Raw genomic sequence first — 21,977 nt, forward strand, 5'->3', positions numbered from 1 at the left:
GTGTTGGCTCGGGGCAGAATCAGAAGATGTCAAAGGTCTGTTCATCACTTTCTTCTTCATGCAACTTGAAATCATGATCTTGTAAGTGGTTTATATCTTCGTTTTTGACCCATTCGGTTGCTCCGTTGAGTGTGGTTTGAGTCATGCCTTGAGGGGGGGCGTTGCGTGCGATTGGTTTGTCCTTCAATGCAGTGCGCATATATTCGATCCAGATGGGGAGTGCTGCTTTACCGCCATACTCTCTGTAACCAAGTGACTGGAAGTCATCGCGTCCTACCCATACGGTAGTTACATAAGGTCCGCCAAACCCTGAGAACCACGCATCACGGTGTTCGTTGGTTGAGCCAGTTTTTCCGGCGATGTCCTGGCGATTCAGTGAGCGTGCTGCGGTTGCTGTACCGCGTAGCACCACGTCGCGCATCATTGATACCAATTGGAAGACAACGCGTTCATCAATCGCGCGCGGTGCCATTGGGGTGTTGGGATCCGGTGAAGGGATGGTCTGGGTAGGTTCGTTGTTGTTTTTTACTGGTTTGGATGGTTCTGTTTTGGTGGGTGCGCCAAAGTTGAATCCGTCCACTAGGTGGCTGGTTGATTGAGTGACGTTGGTGTTGGCCGACGTGCAGCTGCTACAGGCTACCTTAGGGTTGTTCTTGAAGATTAATTTGTGTTCTCTGTCGTGTATCTCGTCAATAAGCCAAGGGTCGATGCGGAAGCCGCCGTTTGCAAATACTGCGTAACCGCGCGCGATCGACAATGGAGTGAGTGAGGCTGTACCCAGAGACATTGATAAGTTTGGAGGAATCTCGTTTTCCTCAAAACCGAATTGGGTAATGTAGTTGCGTGCAAAATCTATGCCGATTGCGTCGAGTAGTCGTACTGATACTAGGTTGCGTGATTGAACCAGGGCGTCACGGATACGCATTGGACCTTGGAATTTGCCGTCATCGTTCTGTGGCGACCAGGTATGGCCGCGGCGATCGCGGAATATGACAGGTGCATCCGGTACGATGGACGCTGGATTGAAGCCTTTTTCTAATGCGGCTGAATAGACGAATGGCTTGAAGCTCGACCCAGGTTGGCGGCGTGCTTGGGTGGCGCGATTGAATTTATTAGCGGTGAAGCTGAAGCCACCGACGAGTGCACGTAGTGCGCCATTGTTGGCATCTAGTGAGACCAATGTGGATTGAGCGCTGGGTAGCTGTTCTAATGTCCATTCACCCCGTTTTTCCCCAGGCCTGACCCGCACCACGTCACCACGTTTGAGGAGTTTGTTCAGTGGAGTGCCGGTCCAGCGCGAGGCTGCCGGGGGGAGCGTCAATTCGCTGCGATCACTACGTACCACGATGGCGCTGCCTTCGGGAGTGGTACGTGCCACGATCACTGGGAACATCCCACCTTGGGAGGAAATGCCTGACAGGTGTGCAGCTAATGTAGCTGTGTCTGCGTTTGCATCCACTTCGATATGTTGTTCGGCACCTCGCCAACGGTGGCGATGTTCATATAACGCTAGGCCGTTGCGTACGGAAGTTTCGGCGGCCATTTGAAGTGTGCCATCAATCGTGGTGGTGACGTGATAGCCTTTGTTGAGTGCGGCACCACCGTATTTGGCGATCATTTCCTGACGTACCATTTCGGCTGCGTAGGGGGCGTATACCTGGACTGGTGGTTCGTGGGGTTTGGCGTGCATCGGTATTGCTTTTGCGGCATTGGCTTGGTCTTGGGTGATGAAGTTAAGGTCGACCATGCGTTGTAGTACGTATAAATCACGCCGTTCGCGGGCACGAGCCGGGTTGGTAATCGGGTTGCCGCTTGATGGAAATTTGGGGATCCCAGCTAAGGATGCCATCTCATCAAGGTTAAGTTCGTTTAGTTTCTTGCCGTAGTAAAACTCGGCTGCAGCAGCGATGCCGTAGGCACGGTTTCCGAAAAAACTTTTGTTTAGATACAGCTCCAGGATTTCGTCTTTCTTTAACTGCGACTCTATTTTTCGAGCTAATAGAATTTCAGCCAGTTTGCGTTTATAGCTGTATTCGGAGTTGAGAAAGAATTGGCGGGCAACCTGTTGAGTAATCGTTGAACCACCTGGGACACGTTTTTCGTTTGTTGTCGCTAGTAGCCAAATTGCGCGTGCAATTCCTTTATAGTCAATGCCGCTGTGTTCGTAGAAACGAGCGTCTTCGGTCGCTAGGAATGCTTGTTTAAGTTGCTCAGGCACTTCCTTGATCTGCACAGGGTAGCGGCGGATTTCTCCGAATATCGCTATCAACAGGCCATCGTGGGAGTAGACGTACATTGGTTCTTGTAGTTCGACTTGTTTGAGGTTTCGAATGTCGGGCAGTTTCGAGGAAATGGCGTAATACATACTGCCCGCTGCCAGGATGCCAACGAGTGTGAGGATGATAAGTATGGTGAGGAGCCACCCAAGCCAACCGCGGAGACGATACATATTTAAATCGATATTGGATTGCGAACTTTTTGGCCGTAGAGTATAGATGAGCTTAGGCTTTGGCATTGCCTTAGAATTTCTAATTGTTAAAAAACAAATGCAACGCACGGCAGTGTTGTTTGCTATGTGATGCATAGCAAGCTATTGTGTGCCGCAGTTTTATATTTGAATTTAAGGTACCTGGGCGTGGAAACAGATATGTTCCTGTCTTAAAAGTGCCCGTGGTCAGGGGAGTTTTCGTGGGGCTTTTTTCAAAAAAACAGTCGGTATTGGTTGGTGTCGACATTAGTTCAACTGCAGTGAAGCTCTTACAGCTTTCCCGCAGTGGTAATCGCTTCAAGGTGGAACACTATGCTGTGGAGCCGCTACCTCTGAATGCGGTCGCTGAGAAGGGCATCGTTGAAGTCGAGCAGGTTGGTGAAGCAATCCGTCGTGCGGTAAGTCGTTCTGGAACTAAGGCCAAATTTGCCGCTGCCGCGGTTGCCGGTTCGGCAGTGATCACCAAATTGATACCGATGCCTGCTGGTCTGGACGAGCAGGATTTGGAAGCTCAGATAGAAATCGAGGCTACGAATTACATCCCGTACCCTATTGAAGAGGTCAGCCTAGATTTCGAGGTGCTTGGTCCGGTTCCCAACAACACGGAGATGGTCCAAGTTTTGCTGGCTGCGTCTCGTTCGGAGAATGTCGAATTGCGCCAATCTGCGTTGGAGCTGGGGGGTTGACTGCCAAGGTTATTGACGTGGAAGCTTTAGCGGTTGAGAACGCTTTCTCTCTTATTGCCCAAGAACTGTCGGTTGGGAGTAATGCATTGGTTGCATTGATCGACATCGGTGCAACGATGTCGACGCTTAATGTGCTGCATAGTGGTCGCAGTTTGTACGCGCGCGAGCAGCTATTTGGTGGTAAGCAGCTTACTGACGAAGTAATGCATCGCTATGGGATGACTTACGAGGAGGCTGGTCAGGCCAAGCGTCAAGGAGGTTTGCCGCAAAGCTATGAGGTTGAAGTGCTGGGACCATTTAAGGACTCTGTGATCCAGCAGATCAGCCGTTTATTACAGTTTTTCTATGCTGGCAGTGAGTACAACCGAGTTGATTGCATCGTGTTGGCGGGAGGCTGTGCTGTGATTGCGGGGTTACCGGCTATGGTCGAAGAACGGTTGGGTGTCGTTACCGTTGTGGCTAATCCGCTTGCGCAGATGACTTTAGGGGCGAAAGTGCAAGCACACACGCTTGCTCAAGATGCACCTGCTTTAATGATTGCTACTGGTCTGGCTTTGAGGAGTTTTGACTGATGGCCAGAATTAACTTATTGCCCTGGCGCGTTGAGCGCCGCAAGCAGCGTGAGCGTGAGTTTTATGTGATGCTTGGTTTTTCCACATTGGTGGGTATCCTCGTTTCGGCGCTTGTGTGGTTTTATTATGACGCGCAGGTCAGTGGTCAGAATGATCGCAACGCATTCTTGGTTTCCGAGATAGAGGGGGTTAAGGCTCAGAATCGGGAAATCGACCAACTTGACAAGAAGAAAGAGCATTTACTGGCGCGTAAGAAAGTGATCGAAGAGCTGCAATCAAACCGTTCGCAAATGGTTCATTTATTCGATTCGTTGGCACGTACCATCCCGGATGGCGTGGTTCTGACCACTATTAAGCAGGAAGGTAATAGTTTGACTTTGCAAGGACGCTCTCAGTCAAACGTGAGAGTCAGTACTTACATGCGCAATATTGAGGGGTCAGGATGGATGACTAATCCCGATTTGTCGATCATTGAAGCCAAGGAACAAGATAAAAATACGCTCATTGATAGCAGGGCTCTGCCGTATGTATTTACTATCAAAGCAAAACTGTCCAAGCCAGAGTCGCCAGATAAGGCTCGTCATAGGCCCATATCTCCTAATTCTGGGAAAGCCTCTGCGTCGTCGTCTGCTGATTTTAAGCCGCTGTCAGAGGACAATTGATGAGTAAGAATTCGTTTAAATTGAGTGACCTAGATTTTAATAATATTGGTGCATGGCCACAGAAGGTCAAGATGGTTTTCTGCGTCTTGGTCGGCTTTTTTATTGTCATCATGGCTTGGTTCCTCGTCATTAGCGGTGAGCGTGAGAAACTTGGTGTGCTTGAAGGCAAAGAGCGCGAGCTGCGTTCGGAATTCCAAAAGCAGCAGGAACGTGCTGTGAACCTGCAGCCATTAAAGCAGCAGTTGGCGCAGATGGAAGAGGTGCTGAAGCAGATGTTACGGCAGTTGCCTAGTAAGACCGAAATGCCCGATCTGATTGTTGATATCTCTCAGACTGCCTTATCTAGTGGTTTGGTGAATGAGCTATTTCAACCAGGGGATGAAGTTCTTCAGGAGTTTTACGCCGAGAAGCCGATTTCTTTACGTATGGTTGGGAGCTATCACCAGTTTGCTGCTTTTGTCAGTGGTGTGGCTTCTTTACCGCGCGTAGTGATTTTGACTATGCATGATATGAGTCTCAAACCGAAAACCAATAGGAACAATGTGTCTACGCGAGGTTTGCTTGAATTGTCTGGCACAGTGAAGACCTACCGCTACCTGGATGACCAGGAAATAGCTAATAAGGAGAATCGTACTGCTGATGCTGCGAGCAAGAAGGATGGACCATGAGTACAAAAACCCTCAAAAAAATAGTCGGTTTGATTGTTCTCTTGGTATTAGTCGGTTGCATGCGTAGTGTAACCACCTCGTTTGGCGATGCACCAGATTTGAAAAATTGGGTGAGTGAGGTGCGTGCGCGTCCTGCTCCACCTCTGGAACAACTACCAGTGATGCAGCAGTTTGAAACCTTTGAGTATTCTGCGCAGGGAATGCGTGATCCCTTTAGCGACGCTTGGGTTAATCCTGAGGGGGGCAATGGGTTACGTCCAGATCCGCATCGACGTAAGGAGCCGCTGGAAGCATTCCCACTTGATACATTGAAGATGGTGGGTACGATCGGTAGGGGTGCTGGTTTGGTTGCAGTGATTACTGCTCCTGACAAAGTCACTTATCGGGTGCGTCGAGGGATGTATATTGGACAGAACGATGGGCGAGTTACGAAGGTGAATGAAGATCGCGTCGAACTTGTGGAACTTGTTTCAAATGGCGAGGGAGGATGGTTGGAACGGCCAGCCGCACTTTCGTTCGACGATTAATGATTGATTTAAGGGATAGAATGATGACTTTATTTGAAGTCTTAGGCTTGCGTTTTGTTAGGCGTATAGCCTCGCTTCGCGTATGTGAAATTTGGGTATGCATAGCTTTCGCTTGGTGTTGCATCCCAGGAACCGTATCGGCTGAAAACAAGCAAGCGATTCCAGTGGCTAAAGCTACCAATGCGCCACTAAGCGTTTCCAAAATCGATTTCAAACGTGGTGATGATGGCTCTGGCCGTCTGATTTTGAAGTTTGATGGGCAGGGAGCCACTCCTGACCTGCGTACGCAGGGTGGCACCGTGCTGGTTGACCTGGGGACAGCTGTGTTGCCGACTGTCTTGCAACGCCAGATCAACGTTGTTGACTTTGCTACCCCAGTGCAGCGTATCGACGCTAAGCCTATGGGTAAGGGTGCACAACTTGTGTTGAGCACGAAGGGAGCGTTTGAGTCGCTTGCTTACCAGACAGGGGATGAATACGTGGTTGAAATTGTGCCACGCAAGGGAGAGGCTGCCATGGGTGGGGCGATCACCCCAGAATCGGTCAGTAAGTCCGCAGCGAAGATTTCCGCACAAGGGTACAGTGGTCGTCCAGTAACGTTTAACTTCCAAGACGTTCCAGTACGAACGGTTTTGCAGTTGATCGCTGATGAGTCCAATCTCAATATTGTTGCTTCCGACACTGTGCAAGGTAATGTCACTCTACGTTTGATTAATGTGCCATGGGATCAAGCGCTCGACATCGTTTTGCGTGCTAAAGGATTGGATAAGCGCCGTGATGAGAAAGTAATTTGGGTTGCGCCGCAACAGGAGCTTGCTAAATACGAGCAAGAAAAAGAGGACGCGCGGATCGCGATCGAAAATCGTGAGGGGTTAATTACCGATTATGTCCAAATAAATTATCATTCGGCCACGGTCATTTTTAAGGCACTGACAGAAGCCAAAGGTATGGGTGGGGGAGGTAACGGTACACCTAATAATAATAGTGATGATGCTTTCTTATCGCCACGTGGTCGGCTTGTGGCTGATGAGCGCACTAATACGTTGATGATTAGCGATATTCCGAAGAAAGTTGCGCAAATGCGTACTCTTATCCAGCATATTGATCGTCCTGTGGACCAAGTGTTGATTGAGGGCCGCATCGTGATCGCCACCGATAGCTTCGCGCGTGATTTGGGGGCCAAGTTCGGTGTTGGTGCTGCTAGTCGTTTCAGCGATAACACTGCAACGATCGGTAGTAATGTGACTGCTGGCAGCTCCACATCGGCTACGCGGGGGCTTAATGTTGATTTGGGCGGTCCGACCAACACCACTGCTTCAGTTCTTCCGAGTTTAGCCTACACTTTGCTTGGACCTAAATTTAATCTAGATCTTGAGCTTTCGGCATTGCAGCAGGAATCCCGTGGCGAGGTGATTTCAAACCCTCGTATTGTCACTGCAAACCAGCGTGAGGGATATATCAAACAAGGTAAGGAAATTGGGTATGTCACGATCACTGGAGGAGTCGCTGGTGGTCAAGCCACTCCGAATGTCCAATTTAAAGAGGCTGTTTTGGAGTTGCGTGTGACCCCAACGATCACCAATGACAACCGTGTGTTTCTCAACATGACTGTCAAGAAGGACGAGATTGATCAAATGATTACGATCGCCAATTTCGGTACCGTGCCGACCTTGAACAAGCGTGAGATCAACACTGCCGTATTGGTTGATGATGGTCAAACTGTTGTTATCGGTGGTGTATATGAGTTTTCCGACCGTAATAGTGTGAGTAAGGTTCCGTTCTTAGGGGATGTGCCTTTCCTTGGTAATTTGTTTAAGAAACGTGGTAAAGATAAACAAAAGGCCGAGCTTTTGATTTTCGTGACTCCTAAGGTGTTGCGTGTGGCTAATGCTACTGCTGCGGTGCATTGAATTTCGTCAATGCACTGCTTTATATCTCTGAAATAAACTCTTGTTCCAGTTCGTGTCTGCACTCGTGTTCTCATTGTGCAATTCGAGTCGAGTGTTGCCACGTTCCCTGTGGGAATTTGATCTAAATGTTTCTAATGGAATGAACAGGTGAATATAGTCCTTATTGTGGTCGCTGTATTTAATAAGCGATCCAATGAAGGGCTGTTTTTTATGTGTGGTGCTTGCATATTCTGTCATATCGCTATTTTTGTGCGGTATTGTGTTGTTAAAATTCTGTGGCGTGGATTGTTTCCTGCTTCTTACATAAGCTGAAATCAATTGGGCGAATAATAATAATTCTCATAATAGATACTTGTGAATGATCGTGTCTTATCCTGAATCTTTGAATTGAAGATTCTAAAATGGGTATATGAGGATGGGATTAATGGGCTAATTATTTATTTATGTGGAATTCTCTTTTGAAATAAAATCTATTTAACGGGGTTGTATTCAATGTAATGCTTAAGAGCTTTAATGGCCATAGGAAAGTTGGTGGTTATGCTGAGTGAAAATAATATTGATCCGAAGATGATTTAATGTCGTAGTTATCGTTTTGAGGGGTGGAAATCTATTGGATTTCTCAACTTATTGAAGTTATTAACGCAGCATAGGATGCTGACGTGCTGTTTCAGCTTTGGGGTTGATGCACTTGACTCTCTCCGTAAATATAATGATGTTTATATTATTCGTTGATGTTCGAGAAGTGCGAATTGTTGTTAATAGGGAGTTGGATTAGTTATTGAGTTCGGTAGCCGCCAATCTACGATTGGAACATGTGCTGGGAGTATCCAATTTTTTGCCCTGTTTGTTGTGCCAAGCGTTTCGAGTTGGTGTATGTGTTTAAGTGTGAGCGTTAGTTTATGCAAGCTCAGTGACTTAGAGTGTTAGGGTAATAGAGTTAGATTAAGTCCCGTTAGATAGTGTCATTGGTCATTAAATCCTCGAAAAAATAGTGGATAGGTCGTGTGCTCTTGATGTGCTATCCGATAGTTATTCGTACAACGCGGTGACTATTCTGGCTGATAACAGTGAGCGATTATTTTTTATGCTTGAATGTGAGTCGCTTTCATTTCATTAGCTTCCAGGTTGCTTTGTCGCATTTGCTGATTTGAAAATTCTTTATGTGTTATTTTTAGATGCAATCTTAGAGAAGGGCCGTAATTAATCTGCACATTCTTCAATCAAGAGACAATGTGTGTAGTCTATTTGTATCGCTGTCAGGTTGCCTATGTTGTTGTGGCGGTTATCATTGAGATTCACATTTTTTCTAATTTTAATCTTCTTTAAGTGGCATTCTTTTATACGTGATACCCAACATTTATATATTGTGTCTATATAGGCATTGACTTACATGAATTCGATTTTGTCCATACGCATCAACCAGGCTGCGTGTATCCAGGTCCGTAAGTTTCTATTTTTTCATCTTTGGTTGCCGTTAGTTGGGGTGATGTTGTTATCCGGTCTGTTGATGGGGTTAGCAGGCGATCAGTCGCTAGCTGACTTGTTGTACCGTCTCGAAGGTGGACAGTGGTTGCTTAAGCAGCATTGGATCACCGAGTATCTTATTCATCGTGTTGGTAAGTGGCTTAGTATCGTTGCTGGGTTGTGCTTATTGGCAGGTATGTTAGTGAGGTGTCGGGGAGGGCTGGCAGGGTGTCGTTATTTGCGTGCGTCTTTGTATGTCGTCGTGACGTTGGTACTGTCTACTAGTCTTATTTCATTGGTAAAACGTCTTACTGGTATGGATTGTCCTTGGGATTTGGTGCGTTATGGCGGTGGATTTCCATTCATTGGTTTGTTTGAGAGTCGCCATGGTTTGAAGGCGTCAGGCTGCTTTCCTGCAGGCCATGCCAGTGCAGGTTATGCTTGGGTGTGCCTGTATTTTGCAGCGTGGGGGGTGTGTCCGGCTTGGCGCTGGTTAGGTTTAATGATCGGTTTGGTTGCTGGTCTTATTTTTGGTATTTCACAGCAGTTGCGTGGTGCACATTTTCTTTCCCATGATCTATGGTCACTGACCATCTGTTGGTTGGTTGCTTTGGGCTTTTTCTACCTCTTTTTTGTTTCTCCCGCAGTAAGGGTAGTCTCTGCGCAACAAAGGGCAATGACATGAGTTTTTCAACATTTGTTCTTGTGTTACGGCGTCGGATGAGTGAGTTTAACTGGCGTGTGCGCCCGGAAGTTTCTACTGAGAGTGTAGTGCTCTGTACTAGCCTGTTCTTTGCACTTGCTTGCAATACGATGTTCTGGCGAAGTGCGATGAGTACCGTCTCAGGAAGTATCGGTTTTGTCCTTTCGCTTTTAGCGTTGTTGGTGACGGTACATGCGTTGCTGTTGGGTTTGGTGGTGTGGCGGTGGAGTGCAAAGCCATTGTTGACTTTGTTATTCGTGATTACGGCGTTTGCTACGCATTACATGAATAGCTACAGCGTCTACCTGGACGCGGACATGCTGCGTAATGTGTTCAATACCGATCATAAAGAGTCTCGGGAGCTGATAACTTCAGCGCTAATTTTGCCGTTGCTGTTCTATGCGGCGGTACCAATTGCGGTGTTGTGGCGGCTACGGTTTCGCCAGCGACCTTGGTCTCGTGCGCTTGGCCTACGCATGTTGTTTTTGCTGATAGTTATTGTGGTTGGTGCCAGTGGTGCGATGCTGTCATTCCAAAAATTGTCGGCGTTGATACGTAATGATCGTGAGGTGCGTCATTTAGCCACGCCCATCAATTACATCATGGCGTTGCGCAAGATGTTGAGCAATGATTCGGTTTTGAAGCGCGCTCCCAAGTTGCCGATTGGTGAAGATGCGGTGGCTACCCCACGTGTACCAAGTAGTCGTCCGCGTTTGTTAGTAATCGTAGTTGGTGAAACTGCCAGGGCACAGAATTGGGGGCTGAATGGCTACGTCCGTCAGACAACTCCGCAATTGGCTCAGAACGACGTTATCAATTTCCAAGATATGCACTCGTGTGGAACTAATACTGAAGTTTCGGTGCCATGCATGTTTTCACCGTATGGTCGTCGCAATTATGACGAACGTAAAATTCGTGGGCATCAGTCGCTATTACATGTGCTTGAGCGTGCCCGAATCAGTACGTTGTGGCGCGATAACCAGTCTGGCTGTAAGGGGGTATGTGATGGATTGGAGTTGCAGCAGTTAGATGATGCTAAAGATCCCACGCTGTGCACTAGTAGTGGTCGCTGTATGGATGAAATTCTACTGAAGGATTTCGTGTCGCAGGTACGCAGTAAGTCGGGGGATCGGGTGGTGGTGCTTCATCAGCTTGGTAGCCACGGTCCCAGTTATTTCCAGCGTTATCCAGTTGCGTTCCGTCAATTTAATCCGACGTGTGAGACTCCTAACCTGGGGAGTTGCAGCCGTGAGCAGATCGTTGCTGCTTACGATAATAGTTTGCTTTATACCGACCACTTTCTTGTCCGGACGATTGGGATGCTGCGTGATATGTCCGACTACGACACAGCGATGATTTATTTATCCGATCACGGTGAATCTCTTGGTGAAAAGGGACTTTATTTGCATGGTATGCCATACGCAATTGCGCCTGTTGAGCAGACACGGGTGCCGATGGTGATATGGTTCTCGAAGCAGTTCGTTCAGTCACGTCAGATAGACTTGAACTGTGTGCACCAACGTGCCCGTCAGTATGCTGACCATGACAATCTATTCTCATCGGTGTTGGGGTTGATGCAGGTCAAGACAGCGCTATATGAGCGTCCACATGATCTGTTTGCCACATGCGAGAAATGATGGGGATATTATGGTTGTTCATGTCTCATCGGACTAAATCTGAAGGAGTCATCACATCGTTTTACGGTGTCTGGTTTATGGACTAAAAATTTTATGATCTGTGTAGGTACTAGCTGCATTGGTATTTTATGCGGCTTATATCGTGTCATAAATTGAAAAGATTTGTGATGTGATCTGCGCTTGGAATCTCCCTTAGATTTCAGGTGAGCTTGTTGCTGTTTAGTCGACGATCAATCAATAGGAAACCATTCATGTTTACAAAAAATGATTCAGAGGTTTTCATATGACTCTTCTGTAAGAGGCTTGGTGAGCAATACAATCAGATTGTCAAGTGTGCCATCGCAGTGTGGCCTGGATAGGTTGAAGGTCTAAGCGTATTTTGCGGAACTTCTCTAATAAATAAGAAAGAGCTGTAATACGTGATAGCCTCACTAATTGAATCATCAGTTGTTATCTATAACGATTAAAAATTAAGTGTTGATCTCATCGTTTAATAAAGTTGCAATGACATGATACTAGCGTGTGGTGGCAGTTTAATAAGGTTTAATGATGTGCATCACTTTTGTATGTGGTGTCTCTAGTTTTTTGCATGCAAATCCACAATCAATGTATTGACGCCCCGCAGGTTGCTCCGTTGGTTCCAGTTCAATGCATCCAGATGAGCGAGCCTTAAATGTGGTAGGCGTTCAAACAACGTAGTTAATGCACATTCCAGTTCAATCAGCGCAAGCCGATAGCCAAGACAATGATGAATGCCTGCACCGAATGACTGGAGGCGTCCTTGCTTACGAGTAATATCCAGCTGGTCGGGATGAGTGAATTGTGCCGGATCACGGTTGGCAGCACCAAGCATCAAAAATACTACTGTGCCGCGAGGGACCAACTCGCCTTCAACCTCTATATCATCCATCGCCGCGCGCATCGTGAACTGTACCGACCCGTCGTAACGTAAGCATTCCGATACCGCTTGTGGCATCAGTGACAGATCACTCTTGAGCAGTGCGAGTTGCTCTGGATGGCGATGCAACGCAATCAATGCATTGCCAATCATATTGGATGTGGTTTCGTAACCGGCGATTAATAACATAATCACATTGGAGACGATTTCATCATGGGTTAGTTTCTCGCCATCTTCCTCAGCACGCAGAAACATGGAAATTAAGTCAGTTCCAGGATGGGTGCGGCGTAGCTCAATCAACTTCGTAAAGTATTGCGCAAGCTCTTCGTAGGCAGTGCTTGCGTGTACTAATTCATCGGCCGACATTGGCGAAGGGTCGAGTACCTTGGCAATTTTGCTCACCGCCATACCCAGGGTGACGGCATCTCCAATATCCACATCCATCATTTTGCAAATGATCTGCATGGGAAAGGGAAAGGCAAATTCAGCAACAAGATCAACGGATGGTTTCTGTTCAAAGTTGTCAATCAATTGGTGCGCCGTATCGATCGCAAGGGGGCGCATTGATTCACTCTCTCGCCCGGTGAACGCTTGCATTACCAAGCCACGTAGATGTGTATGTGCAGGCGGGTTGATCGTTATAAACATCCGGCTAAATGCTTGAAACAATGGCATATCAGCAGCGGTGTCTCCGTACCGTAATCGTATGCTCTCTATGTATTTTTTTCCCATGTTCCTGTTGTGGAGCAGGGAGTCGACTAGGCTGTAGCGTCCCGTCATCAGTGCATTCGGTCCGATGCTCACGAAGGGTGCCTGTGCGCGTAGGGTTTCATACAGTGGATAGGGATTTTCTAAGAACGCGGGGTTGGAGAGGTCGGTGAGTTTCACGGGATCGTGTGTGTGGAGGGGGTCTGGATTATGAGGTTCTAAGGGATGCAAGCGTGTTTCGCAAGCACTGAAGTATGAGATTTGGAATGGGAGACACAGGTTTTAAAGTGAAACTTTATTGCGCCATTGGGTTGTGTCTCTATCCAAATGGCTGCTATTTGCGAACTATCTTGGAGGCGTTGTTTGTCCAATCATGACAGCATTTTTAATGTGATTCTTAGAATGTTCATTTGTGTTTACGAAGGCGTGTGGACATTGTGTTTTTAGGTCGGCAGGACGGGTGAGTGTTCCAATATTCGTTTTACTGGTTAACTCGTCATGGTAATAAGCATCTGAGGATCACAGCGGTTTACTGTGTGCAAATAGAATGCTCTTTCGTTTAGGTAAGGTGGCAACGTCAGTTCTATGAATCTGCAAGTGCTGACCGTCACGCGTTATCCCGCTGTCTACGATTGTTAATGATGTGATTTGACTCAAGCGCTTCGGTCATTGGCATAGGGTCTACACATGCATGACATGCATGAACCAAGTAGGTGAAGGGGGCACTGGTTTGCGCTTTATTTTTGCTTCATTCTCGTCGTGACGGTGTTTTATATTCCTATTAGACTTTAAGCATATGATCGAAAGATGTGTCAGTGCCGTCATGATGTCGTGCGCATCTTTTGCAGGTTTAAGGGCTATCGCTATATCTGCTTCGGGTACTAGAAGTTCGGTGTCATGTTTATCGCTTTTATTTTTTCTGATTACGGAAGGTTGGTGATTTTGTAAGCAGAATTGGGATCTGGGTTGGTCAGTGAGGCGAGGGTGTGTTGGTACATCAACAAAAATTGATGTGATGGAGTGGTTGGTTACGTTGACGGTGAATGTGTGTGGCTGGATGGTTTGTTCAGATGTTGAATTGGGATTGATATGCTTTCAGTGCAGTGATTGGGTTTTTTGCAGAGTAGATTCCGCTGATCACTGCGAGTAGCTCTGCACCGGCTTCGATGATGGGAGCAATATTCTTTGGCGTCAGTCCGCCGATGGCCACGCGTGGTACACCCAAATGGGTAGTTTGGCGTAGCAGTTCTGGTGTGGCGCGGTATGGGGTGGTTTTGGTATGACTCGGATAGAACGCACCGAAGCCTACGTAGCTGGCACCGGCTTTGATTGCTTGTTTCGCACGTTCAATTTGGTTGTAGCAGGAGACGCCTATGATGGCGTGCGGTCCTAATTGTGCTCGCGCAATGCTGGCGTTGCTGTCATGCATGCCCAGGTGGACACCATCTGCGCCAATGGTTTGTGCTAATTCCAAGTCGTCGTTGATGAGTAAGGGGATGCCGGTTGGACGGCATAGGGCTAGTAGTGCCTGTGCTTGTTCTGTGCGTAATGCGGTATTGGCTAGTTTGTTGCGGTATTGCAGCCAAACGATGCCATTCAGTAATGGTGCGGTGTGTGCGATAAGTCGTGCAGTGTCAGTTTCATCAGGAGTAATTAGGTAGATGCCGCGAGGCTGGGGCATGATGGGGTTCCGAAGTAGAGGATGCAGTGTGACAATGTCAGTGGTCTTATCAATATGTTCTTGGAATGATCCTATGCTTGAAACTTCCACAATGATGTGGCGTACCTGGAGGTGTACCGTTTGCGGCTTTTTGTACCGTGAGGAGGAGGGGTTTCCGGAGGAGGGAATCGCTGCAGGGACGCGATGGGAGGATGTGTCTGAGGAGTGGGTTTGCCCTGATTGCGGTATTGGTAAGGCTGATTTCGAGATGGTGATCGTTGGGTGAGGGGTTATCTCATCATTTTTTGAATCAGCGATGTTTGTTCAGTAGTTAATAGGAAATCCTTGAGTTCAGTGACGCGGAATCCGGATTGTGTGTTTGGTTCTTCTGGCATAGTTTTTATAGTGTCTTTGGCTGTTTTAAGTGTATGTAAATGTTTTATATCCCGGGTTCATGTCTCTTTTTTGATGTGACAATTTAATCTATTTTTGTGATTTTTTGTTTTTTGGGATGTGCTGAGGGTTTTGGTGTCATTGGTTTTCTCTGTTTTAAGTCAATGAATATATTGTGTTTCAGCTTCAATAGCATGTTGGCGTGCGTGCTGTTTCATCAGTTTTGTGTATTTAGATACGCTGGGATGTGGGGTTGATTGTGTATCTCTGTTCGATCGGGTGTTCTCAAATGAACACATACTTGGTCATGTCATCGGTCGTGTCCTTGAAAGTGACTTGTTAAACCGCATCTGTTGGATGTCGCCGGCAGGTGTCCGGTCTCTTTCCTAACTGGGGCTTTTTATGCGGATGGATAAGCTTACTTCGCGTTTCCAGAATGCGTTGGCTGATGCGCAATCGCTGGCCGTCGGTCGTGACCATACTATTATTGAGCCGGTGCATGTTTTTTCGGTATTGCTTGATCAGCAGGGGGGGAGTACACGTCCGTTGCTCGTGCAGGCCGGTGTCAATGTGCCATTGCTGCGTGAGCGGTTGACCGAGATACTTGAGGCATTGCCGAAAGTGAGTGGTCAGACGGTTAATGTCTCACCCAGCAATGAATTGAGTCGTTTGTTTCATCGGACTGATAAGTTAGCGCAGCAGCATGGTGATCAGTTTATGGCCAGTGAGTGGTTCGTGTTGGCTGTGGTCGATGATAGTGGGGGGCTGGGCCAGGCGTTGCGTGCTGCTGGTGCGGAAAAAAAGAAGATTGAGGCTGCGATTGATAAATTGCGTGGTGGTGAAACTGTCCAGACTGAGAATGCGGAGGAGCAGCGTCAAGCGTTGGAAAAGTACACGATTGATCTGACTGCCAGGGCTGAGAGTGGCAAGCTTGATCCGGTGATTGGTCGTGATGAGGAAATTCGCCGCACGATACAGGTATTGCAGCGGCGTACAAAAAATAATCCTGTGCTGATTGGTGAGCCGGGTGTGGGTAAAACTGCCATTGTAGAAGGGCTGGCTCAGCGCATTGTCAATGGTGAGGTTCCGGAAGGGTTGCGCAGTAAGCGTCTGCTCTCGCTGGATTTGGGGGCGTTGATTGCTGGGGCCAAGTTTCGTGGTGAGTTCGAGGAGCGCTTGAAGGGGGTGCTTAACGATCTCGCTAAGAATGAGGGGCGGGTCATTTTGTTCATTGACGAGCTGCATACCATGGTTGGTGCCGGTAAAGCCGAGGGTGCGATGGATGCTGGCAATATGCTCAAGCCGGCGTTAGCACGTGGTGAGTTGCATTGTATCGGTGCGACTACGTTGGATGAGTATCGCAAGTACATTGAGAAGGATGCGGCGTTGGAACGCCGTTTCCAGAAGGTGTTTGTTGGGGAGCCGACGGTGGAGGATACCATCGCAATTCTTCGTGGACTTAAGGAAAAGTATGCGTTGCACCACGGTGTGGAAATCACTGATCCGGCTATTGTTGCTGCGGCTACGCTGTCTAATCGCTACATCACTGATCGTCAGTTACCAGATAAAGCGATTGACTTGATGGATGAGGCTGCCAGTCGTATTCGTATGGAAATTGACTCCAAGCCGGAAGAGCTTGATCGTTTGGAGCGTCGGTTGATTCAGTTGAAAATTCAGCGTGAGATGCTGAAGAAAGAAAAGGATGAGGCGAGCAAGCAGCGTTTAGTCGATCTTGAGCGTGATATTGAGGTTCTGGACCGTGAATTTTCCGATCTGGAGGAGGTGTGGAGATCAGAAAAAGCCGCGCTACAGGGGGCGACTAAGATCAAGGAGTCAATCGAGCAGGCCAAGCTTGATTTGGAAGCCGCGCAGCGCCGTCAGGACTACGCCAAGATGAGCGAGATTCAGTATGGTGTACTCCCCGCGTTGGAGAAGCAGCTAGTGGCAGCAAGTCAGGCGGAACAGCACGATTTTACTTTGGTGCAGGAGAAAGTGACTGCTGAGGAGATTGCCGAGGTAGTCAGTCGTTGGACTGGTATTCCAGTGAGCAAGATGCTTGAGGGCGAGCGCGATAAGTTGTTGCGTATGGAAGCTGATCTAGGTCGACGTGTGGTTGGTCAAGATGAGGCGATCAAGGTGGTATCGGATGCGGTGCGCCGTTCGCGTACTGGTTTGTCTGATCCAAATCGACCGAGCGGCTCGTTCCTTTTTCTGGGTCCGACGGGTGTTGGTAAGACTGAGTTATGTAAGGCGCTGGCTGAATTTTTGTTCGACAGTCAAGATGCAATGGTCCGCATTGATATGAGTGAGTTCATGGAAAAACATTCTGTGGCGCGCCTGATTGGTGCGCCTCCGGGCTATGTGGGTTATGAGGAAGGAGGTTATCTTACTGAATTGGTGCGACGTCGGCCTTACTCTCTGATTCTTTTGGATGAAGTGGAGAAGGCGCATAGTGATGTGTTCAATATTCTGCTGCAAGTACTTGATGATGGACGCTTGACTGATGGTCAGGGCCGTACTGTTGATTTTCGCAATACCGTTATTGTGATGACATCAAACTTAGGTTCACATCAGATCCAAGAACTCAGTGGAGACGATTCTCCGGAGGTGTATACGCAAATGAAGGCGGCAGTGATGGGGGTGGTGCAGGCGCATTTTCGCCCAGAATTCATTAACAGGTTGGATGATATTGTTGTTTTCCACCCGTTGGACAAGGCGCAAATCAAGCAGATTGCGCGGATTCAACTGCGGGGGCTAGAGAAGCGTCTCGCTGAATCTGAGTTGAAACTAGATTTGGATGATCGTGCGCTGGAATTGCTTGGTAATGTCGGATTTGATCCTGTATATGGTGCCCGCCCGCTGAAGAGAGCAATCCAATCTCAGCTGGAGAATGCCTTAGCGCAGCAGATCTTAGCTGGAGCGTTCGTCAGTGGAGATACTGTGCAGGTGGGTGTTGATGGAGGGAAGCTTGTATTCTCTAAGGTGTGAAGTTGTTTACTGTATATAGTCAGTAGTGCTGTGTATTGTATGGGTGTACGAAGGGTGTGGTTATAAATAACCTTTCTTGGTTGCCAGTAATGTTGGTTTATATTGATCAGGTTGGGTCCGCGCGCATCGTGCGCGGACAGATGTAAGCTCTGTATGGAGAAGAGCCAAATTAATTTGGCTGGATGCTAAGAAAATGGACGAAGGAGGAGATCAATTACGGCAGTCATTGAGTCCATTTGGTGTGTGGATTTGATCTGAGTAAAATGACATCCATAAGGCGCTTATCTGTTGTCTGAGTAATGGATCTGGCTATAGGCCAGATCCACAGCGCCTTTCTCTGTCTAGCAGTCTTTCTAATGCCTTAGCCTGTAAAGAGATCGGGATTTTTGTGGTTTTATCAATCCTGGTTGGTAGGATCCTATGATGCTCTTTGGTAAGAATTACCGACAAAAAAAGACCCTATGGTGATGCATAGTAAAACAGTCTTAACTGGATAGGGTAATGGTTTTGTAAGCAGTGGTTTTTACTGCATGCCAGGTCAGATGGCTTTGGTAACCGTTTTCTTCACAACAGTCCTAGGGGATTGTGCTTTGGGCGCGCGCTTGTTGGAAAGGGGAGCAGCTGCGTCTACCGACGCTTTGCTTATACTATGCGGACGCGCATTCCCATAGCTGGCGTTATAGCGCTTGCCCTTGGCGGTTTTGCGGTCACCTTTACCCATATTATTAACTCCTGATAGAGCGGAAAAGAGCTGAAAGTTGCTAAACACCGCGTTAATACGGAGTCTTGCTAAGGGCGGCAACTATATCATGATGCTATTTGCTCTGGTATCTGTCCGAGCAGGGCAACTGTGTTTTAGTGTTTTGAGGAAGTGTTATCAATATGGCTATGATTAAGGTGTAGGTTGACCAAGTGTGCTATACCAATCAAGGTCCCGGCTATAGCCATCGTCACTGCATGCAGGGTCGGGGCATGGTGTAGTGGATCGTATAGTAGGCCCAACCATAATAGCGTTAGTCCAGGCAATAAAACGCTGATGGCGCGCCAAGCGTGGTGCTTGAAGTAACTGAGTATTAGGCTGAACAGAGCAAGTAAGGTCACCGATATCACGATCACCTGTTCAACCCCATCTCCAAACCATAGCAGGAACCCAGAGGCCGGGGCGATGACAAGTAACAGTGGTAGCACCGCGCAGTGTAATGCGCATAGCAGTGAACCGGTTGCACCGAAGTGATCTAGTCGATGACGGAATGTGTGTCCTAGCATGGCTTTAATGTTCTTCAATAACCATAAGAGTTTTGAATGATATAATATTACCTTACCTATTTGCTGGGCAAGAGTATTACATCTCTAAAACCATAGATCCATCTTTCCATCAATCATAGAACGCCATTACTGGTAGCTCACTAACTGTACGGATTTAATATGCTTGTCACCCATATCAGTATTTTGCCCCGCACTGTTCTTTTTCTGGCTGTTTACAATTTACTCCTCACTCCAGCGTTGGCTATGGCTGACGTTGGACCGCCACCCACAGATTCACGTCATTTCAAAACGACAGAAGTCACGCGCCACCTCAAGGACCTGGACGCAGTGGTTGTTACTGCTATTCCATTACGTGATAGTTATAGTGATTTGAGTCGCCCGGTTGCACTGTTGGCGGGCGAGAGGTTGGATGAAGTACGTGCTAGTAGTCTTGGTGAGACTGTTGCCGTCTTGCCTGGTGTGCAGAGCTCAAATTTTGGCCCTGGTGTGGGCCGCCCTATCATTCGCGGGCTGGATGGTCCGCGCATTGCTGTTCTCAATAATGGTTTGTCCTCTCAGGACGTGTCTACGGTTAGCCAGGATCATTCGCCAGCGGTCGAGCCATTTTTGGCTAATCAGATTGAGGTGTTGAAAGGCCCGTCCACTTTACTATATGGTTCAGGAGCGATCGGTGGAGTAGTCAATATCGTTGATGGACGTATTGCTGAAGCGCCCGTAGGTGGTTTCAACGGACGTGCTGAAATGCGTTTAGACGGTGGTGATAAACATGGTAATAACAACATGTTCCGCATTGATGCTGGTAACGGGAGTGCTCTATCGGTCCATGCAGATGGCGTGTACCGTAACGAAAAGGACTATGACACCCCGAAGGGGCGGCAGGTTAACTCGTTCATCGACACCAAATCAGGCTCGATGGGTGCTTCGTTCAGCGGTGATTTTGGTTTCTTTGGCCTGTCGGTCGCGCGTTTTCATGACAGCTATGGCAATCCGGGTGAGCCTGGTGATCCTATCGCGGGTGACCGCGGTAGTTGGTTGCGATTGCATCAGGATCGTTATGATTTGAAGGCTGGTTTAACTGATCCATGGGGTGAGGCGAGTGCCCTGCGTTTCAGCCTAGGTCACACTCAATATGATCACATTGAGTTTGAGGGAAACGAGGTCGGCACTACTTTCGGTAAGCGTGCTTCAGAGGGGCGAGTCGAGGCCTCCTTTGCATTTGGTGGTGGCTGGCGGACTGCGTTTGGTGTGCAGGGAGGGGACTCTACTTTCCAGGCGCTTGGTGAGGAGTCATTTGTACCAAAGACGAATAACAAATCAATTGGTGTGTTCGGATTGGCACATAACACTTTTGGGTTGTTTCAAGTAGAATTTGGTGCGCGTGGTGATCAAGTTAAATACGATACGGATAATGGCGTTACTCGGAATTATCACCCAGGAAGTTTTTCATTTAGTGGTGATTTAGCACTCTCTAAGCAATGGCGGCTGACTTTGAACGTGGATCATGCCGAGCGTGCTCCGGTGGAGGAGGAACTGTTTGCCAAGGGGCCGCACATTGCGACTCTTGCTTATGAAGTTGGTCGTGCCGACCTGAATAAGGAGAAGGCTAACCAAGCTGAGTTGGGGTTGGTATTCCGTAACGATTGGAGTGATGCCAAAGTTTCGACCTATTACAGTCGCTATGGCAATTTCATTTACTTAGTCGATACAGGGAGTACTTGGTTTTGGGATGATGGACAGCGTGATTTGCCGGTCCGTCAGTGGTCGCAAGCTAATGCAATTTTTCACGGAATTGAAGGTGAGGCCACCTTTCACTTGGCTAAAAATACGAGTGGGTCTTGGGACCTACGTGTGTTTGGTGACGGGGTTCGTGGTCGTTTGAAAGATGGAGGCAATTTGCCACGCATCGTTCCAGCACGTTACGGGGCGGAGCTACGTTGGGAGGACGTTGGTTGGCGTACATCGTTGGGTGCTAAGCGCTACGAGAAGCAGAACAGAGTAGCGGTCAACGAGACTCCAACCACAGGATATACCATGGTAGATGCGCATTTGGCCTACCATATTGATGTGGATAACATTGCCTGGGAGGTCTTTTTCGATGGTAACAATCTCACCAACTGCGATGCTCGTGTTCATACTTCCTTCCTTAAAGACGATGTCATGTTGGCTGGTCGTAACTATACTGTTGGTTTGCGTATGTTCTTTTAGCGGTTATGTGCTCCTATAATCTCTTAACGGCTTTTGTTTTTAGCAGTATTAGGTGCTTGAGTCTTTAGTGTTTATTTTATAGCGGCGTTCTGCAAAGGGCGCCGCTTTTTATTGCTTTTGTTGATTGGAATTGCAGATTGTGTTCTACATACCTTATTTTCTACATTATTTTAGAGTTCATTTGGACTTTTTCTTTCTGACTCATAAATAGCATGAGGTAATTATTCTTCTGACGATTTATTGTGGCTAATTAAATATTTTAGGAGTAGATACAGTAATGGCATGAATTTCCAATATCGCAGATAATAATCGAATAAAATGCTGATAAAAATCTCCTTTGTTTTAGGTGTTGTTTCTAACGATCTCAAATAAATTAGTATTGTTGAGTAACTCTTAAAATAAGATTTCAATTATTAAAATTGGTGTGCGCCACTCTTTCCTGGAGGTGAGTAGACTTTCGCCGATGTATCATTCTTTAATGAGAGCGTATTCTCAGGCGCTGCAACTTTTGCGCTGTTTGAAAATGAGGTTTTTATATTATT

Annotated in this window: 14 protein-coding genes and 1 pseudogene; 10 read left to right on the forward strand and 5 right to left on the reverse strand. The window is 47.5% G+C overall.

Going from position 1 to position 21,977, the window contains the following annotated elements:
- Nucleotides 1–19: 19 nt before the first annotated feature.
- Entirely contained in the window at nt 20–2,449 is a 2,430-nt protein-coding gene (locus F7G16_RS03495) for a penicillin-binding protein 1A (RefSeq protein ID WP_012382725.1), read from the reverse strand.
- A 239-nt stretch (nt 2,450–2,688) separates the two neighbouring features.
- On the opposite strand from F7G16_RS03495, the pseudogene pilM reads away from it, so the two are divergent.
- The 7 genes and pseudogenes from pilM (at nt 2,689) to F7G16_RS03530 (ending at nt 11,317) form a co-directional block, all read left to right on the forward strand.
- A pseudogene (gene pilM, locus F7G16_RS03500) lies at nt 2,689–3,746 on the forward strand (type IV pilus biogenesis protein PilM).
- Entirely contained in the window at nt 3,746–4,408 is a 663-nt protein-coding gene (locus tag F7G16_RS03505; RefSeq protein WP_004089910.1) for a PilN domain-containing protein, read from the forward strand. The pseudogene pilM and the gene F7G16_RS03505 overlap by 1 nt, the downstream one beginning before the upstream one ends.
- Nucleotides 4,408–5,076, forward strand: a complete 669-nt coding sequence (locus tag F7G16_RS03510) for a type IV pilus inner membrane component PilO (protein ID WP_004089909.1) — start codon at nt 4,408–4,410, stop codon at nt 5,074–5,076. Before F7G16_RS03505 ends, F7G16_RS03510 begins: the two co-directional genes overlap by 1 nt.
- Complete coding sequence (locus F7G16_RS03515) at nt 5,073–5,603, forward strand: pilus assembly protein PilP (RefSeq protein ID WP_011098214.1); 531 nt, start codon at nt 5,073–5,075, stop codon at nt 5,601–5,603. Before F7G16_RS03510 ends, F7G16_RS03515 begins: the two co-directional genes overlap by 4 nt.
- A complete protein-coding gene (locus F7G16_RS03520) occupies nt 5,603–7,513 on the forward strand; it encodes a type IV pilus secretin PilQ (RefSeq protein ID WP_011098213.1) in 1,911 nt (636 codons plus the stop codon). The genes F7G16_RS03515 and F7G16_RS03520 overlap by 1 nt, the downstream gene beginning before the upstream one ends.
- 1,390 nt (nt 7,514–8,903) lie before the next feature.
- Entirely contained in the window at nt 8,904–9,662 is a 759-nt protein-coding gene (locus F7G16_RS03525; protein WP_004089904.1) for a phosphatase PAP2 family protein, read from the forward strand.
- Nucleotides 9,659–11,317 (forward strand): phosphoethanolamine transferase, encoded by a 1,659-nt coding sequence (locus tag F7G16_RS03530; protein ID WP_004089903.1) that lies wholly within the window; start codon nt 9,659–9,661, stop codon nt 11,315–11,317. The genes F7G16_RS03525 and F7G16_RS03530 overlap by 4 nt, the downstream gene beginning before the upstream one ends.
- Before the next feature lie 577 nt (nt 11,318–11,894).
- Here F7G16_RS03530 and F7G16_RS03535 read toward each other — a convergent pair.
- Both F7G16_RS03535 and thiE read right to left on the reverse strand, forming a co-directional pair.
- A complete protein-coding gene (locus tag F7G16_RS03535; RefSeq protein WP_011098211.1) occupies nt 11,895–13,103 on the reverse strand; it encodes a cytochrome P450 in 1,209 nt (402 codons plus the stop codon).
- 886 nt (nt 13,104–13,989) lie between these two features.
- Nucleotides 13,990–14,604, reverse strand: coding sequence for a thiamine phosphate synthase (gene thiE, locus F7G16_RS03540; protein WP_004089901.1), 615 nt, complete (start codon nt 14,602–14,604; stop codon nt 13,990–13,992).
- A gap of 34 nt (nt 14,605–14,638) precedes the next feature.
- Between thiE and F7G16_RS03545 the strand changes: the two genes are divergently transcribed.
- The gene (locus tag F7G16_RS03545; RefSeq protein WP_071869604.1) at nt 14,639–14,869 is read left to right on the forward strand and encodes a rubredoxin; all 231 of its coding nucleotides are present in this window, start codon (nt 14,639–14,641) and stop codon (nt 14,867–14,869) included.
- A 509-nt stretch (nt 14,870–15,378) separates the two neighbouring features.
- Complete coding sequence (gene clpB / locus F7G16_RS03550; protein ID WP_011098208.1) at nt 15,379–17,964, forward strand: ATP-dependent chaperone ClpB; 2,586 nt, start codon at nt 15,379–15,381, stop codon at nt 17,962–17,964.
- 538 nt (nt 17,965–18,502) lie between these two features.
- Here the strand turns inward: clpB and F7G16_RS03555 are convergent.
- Nucleotides 18,503–18,685 carry a 30S ribosomal protein THX gene (locus tag F7G16_RS03555; RefSeq protein ID WP_004086643.1) on the reverse strand — a complete coding sequence of 61 codons (183 nt, stop codon included), beginning with the start codon at nt 18,683–18,685 and terminating at the stop codon, nt 18,503–18,505.
- A gap of 134 nt (nt 18,686–18,819) precedes the next feature.
- Nucleotides 18,820–19,230, reverse strand: a complete 411-nt coding sequence (locus F7G16_RS03560; protein ID WP_004089891.1) for a MerC domain-containing protein — start codon at nt 19,228–19,230, stop codon at nt 18,820–18,822.
- A gap of 159 nt (nt 19,231–19,389) precedes the next feature.
- On the opposite strand from F7G16_RS03560, the gene F7G16_RS03565 reads away from it, so the two are divergent.
- Entirely contained in the window at nt 19,390–21,435 is a 2,046-nt protein-coding gene (locus F7G16_RS03565) for a TonB-dependent receptor (protein ID WP_038233157.1), read from the forward strand.
- Nucleotides 21,436–21,977: the final 542 nt, after the last annotated feature.

It is taken from the genome of Xylella fastidiosa, assembly GCF_011801475.1.
In the GTDB taxonomy this organism is placed as follows: domain Bacteria; phylum Pseudomonadota; class Gammaproteobacteria; order Xanthomonadales; family Xanthomonadaceae; genus Xylella; species Xylella fastidiosa.

Coding starts and splice junctions, on each gene's coding strand:
- F7G16_RS03510 (WP_004089909.1), top strand. CDS start 4,408: ATGAGTAAGAATTCGTTTAAATTGAGTGACCTAGATTTTAATAATATT.
- F7G16_RS03515 (WP_011098214.1), top strand. CDS start 5,073: ATGAGTACAAAAACCCTCAAAAAAATAGTCGGTTTGATTGTTCTCTTG.
- F7G16_RS03530 (WP_004089903.1), top strand. CDS start 9,659: ATGAGTTTTTCAACATTTGTTCTTGTGTTACGGCGTCGGATGAGTGAG.
- F7G16_RS03520 (WP_011098213.1), top strand. CDS start 5,603: ATGATTGATTTAAGGGATAGAATGATGACTTTATTTGAAGTCTTAGGC.
- F7G16_RS03495 (WP_012382725.1), bottom strand. CDS start 2,449: ATGTATCGTCTCCGCGGTTGGCTTGGGTGGCTCCTCACCATACTTATC.
- clpB (WP_011098208.1), top strand. CDS start 15,379: ATGCGGATGGATAAGCTTACTTCGCGTTTCCAGAATGCGTTGGCTGAT.
- F7G16_RS03560 (WP_004089891.1), bottom strand. CDS start 19,230: ATGCTAGGACACACATTCCGTCATCGACTAGATCACTTCGGTGCAACC.
- F7G16_RS03545 (WP_071869604.1), top strand. CDS start 14,639: ATGTCAGTGGTCTTATCAATATGTTCTTGGAATGATCCTATGCTTGAA.
- F7G16_RS03565 (WP_038233157.1), top strand. CDS start 19,390: ATGCTTGTCACCCATATCAGTATTTTGCCCCGCACTGTTCTTTTTCTG.
- F7G16_RS03525 (WP_004089904.1), top strand. CDS start 8,904: ATGAATTCGATTTTGTCCATACGCATCAACCAGGCTGCGTGTATCCAG.
- thiE (WP_004089901.1), bottom strand. CDS start 14,604: ATGCCCCAGCCTCGCGGCATCTACCTAATTACTCCTGATGAAACTGAC.
- F7G16_RS03505 (WP_004089910.1), top strand. CDS start 3,746: ATGGCCAGAATTAACTTATTGCCCTGGCGCGTTGAGCGCCGCAAGCAG.
- F7G16_RS03555 (WP_004086643.1), bottom strand. CDS start 18,685: ATGGGTAAAGGTGACCGCAAAACCGCCAAGGGCAAGCGCTATAACGCC.